This window comes from Roseibium sp. AWQ4_254, from assembly GCF_056161025.1.
This window is the reverse complement of the sequence record NZ_JBSWYH010000075.1, coordinates 1-2,357: the sequence shown is the minus strand read 5'-3', so window position 1 is coordinate 2,357 and position 2,357 is coordinate 1. Positions and strand designations below refer to the sequence as shown.

General features: G+C 53.5%; 1 protein-coding gene. It reads left to right on the top strand.

The genetic code is table 11. The features are described 5' to 3' along the window. Positions 1-1,073 precede the first annotated feature (1,073 nt). The gene (locus ACXAIC_RS24645) at positions 1,074-2,258 is read left to right on the top strand and encodes a helix-turn-helix transcriptional regulator (RefSeq protein ID WP_475187057.1); all 1,185 of its coding nucleotides are present in this window, start codon (positions 1,074-1,076) and stop codon (positions 2,256-2,258) included. Positions 2,259-2,357 lie beyond the last annotated feature (99 nt).

The window sequence follows — 2,357 nt, the reverse complement described above, 5'->3', positions numbered from 1 at the left end:
AAGATACGATAAAACCGATACCAGCTATCAAGCCTCATGGAACCTGGCCGCAGCGATCATCGCATTGCGCTAAATGTCCACAGACCTTAGACGAGTCTGATCAAAAAAGTGCTCGAGTGGTTGTTCTGGATGCATCAGGCAGGATCGAAGGAACCAATTTACGGTTCGTGAATGCCAAAATCACCTTCACTAGAAGGCCAATTACCACTGGGCTGGATAGTCGTCTGCCTTGGCTGGTGGCCCCCCAACATATTCCCCGACAACCATCGAAGCCGAGAATGGTTCGAAAGTTCCATACTTCGCCTACTTGAGCTTCCAAAGGTAAGTGAAATGGCTATTTAGAAAAGTGATTTTCTCTATTCTGTGCTTTCGATGGATCTTTATCAAATAAAAGAATTAATGAGTCTACAATGTTCTCCTTTATATCCAGTAGTAGCGAATGAAATAAACGCAATGACAGTCTTTTGATTGATACCGGATCACTTCGAAAGCACCTTCAGGCTCTATTGACTATTTTGTATTGATCGGCGGATTGCCTCTGTCGTTGTGGCGCTGCCGTGTAAAACCTGTCCAATAGCACATCCTTCCATTCAGGAGAAAAGACTGCACCATCAAATTCTGGGATCAAACACCTGTCTTTCTTGCCGGTGAAATTCGGGCGGTTCGGTGACTGATCCGAATGGATATTGGCTAAGCTCTTTTGAAGGCGATCAGCTTTCCAGTATCTGCCCGTCTCCGGATAAGCGCCGGCTGATTTTTCGCAGGTTTTGAAAGAGCCTTTGATCCAGAGGTTCGAAATTTTGCCAAAAAAATGGCGGCCTAATTGGCCGCCGAAAAAAACAACATACTTAAAAAATTAAGTCGCTCGCCGGTTGCAGGAATGCGGGAATTCCTATGATGCCGCCGGAATCAGCCCTGCAACTTCAATAAGCGCTGCGTCAAGCTGGTCAACACGACCTGCATCTTGTTTATAGGCTGTATGCATTAATGGCATGGTCCAATTGGACTATAGGCGCACATTTATTATAGGTTGTGTCGCGGTTGCGGGTTTGGAACCTTGCGGCAGAGCGTATATGTCCATGGACGTAAGGCGGAAAGGGGCGGAAGTGGCCGTAACGACGCAGCAGTATAGGCACCTGTCAAACCTTGCAATTGCGGCCGCGATGGCTCCGGACGGCTGGCGGGATTTTCTGGACGCCATGGGGCAAGCCCTTGGCACTTATATCGGAACCCAGCTGATCGGCTACGATCAGACCACGCAAGCCGCCCCTCTTGCTTATACGGCCGGCTATGATCCGGATGTGCTGGCGCTCTATCAGGACCATTATGCGGACAAGAATCCCTATGCGCTGAATTTTCCGAAATGCCGGATTGGCGAAGCGGTCCCAAGCGGGGCGCTGTGCGATCCGCGCGCCATCAAGCGCACGGCCTTTTTTGCCGATCTGCTTCAGCCCCAGGGCGACATCTATTGCGGCGGGGGAGTGCTGCTGGCGCTTGATACGGACCGCATGTTCCTGATTGGCGGCAACATGCGGGCGCGGGATCAGGACAAATTTGAACAGGCCTGGGTTGATCTGTGTGCCCTTCTGACGCCGGTGATCCAGCACTCGCTGGCGGTCAACCAGATGATTGAGGGGCTGAATTTTGAAAAATGGGCTGCTGAACAGCACTTGCTCGGGGGCGGCACGGCTGTGATCGTGGTCGATGCCGATCTGACGATCCAGTATACCTGCGCACTGGGGCAAACGCTTCTGTCCTGCGGCAAGCTGTTCGGCAGCGACGGGTTCCGCCGCCTGGAGTGCGGAAGTGATTCGGCACGGGGGGGCTTCCTGACGCATCTCCGGCAACAGGCCAATGGAAACGGCCAGGTTTTCAAGAATATCAGGCTGCGCGACGCAGACGGAGATGAGTGGATCTGCAGAAGTATGGGGCTGCGGCTGGGGGACCTGGACCGCTCGCCCTTCGGTCCGTTCCTGACTGTCTCCGGTGCGGCCACGCTGCTTGCGGTCAAGCGCCTGTCCGCTGAGGTTTCGCCGGTCAAACAGCTTCAGAATTGCCTGACCTTGAGCCAGGCTGAGGCCCAGTCTGTCCTGCTGCTGGCGGAAGGGGCAACACCCGTCGAGATTGCGGCCAAACGCAGGGTGAGTGTTTACACCGTGCGCAATCAGATCAAGGCGGCCCTGTCAAAAGCGGGCTGCCGCAGGCAGAGCGAACTGGTGCGCAAGGTGGAACAGCTGCGGCTTCTGGCAGGCTGGTAATACCAATCGCCACTACTGTCCGGGAAAATTGAATTGGAATTGATATTCCGGATTTTGTTTGTCGACCCTGTCGTTTGGATTTAGCAGTCGGGTTATGTC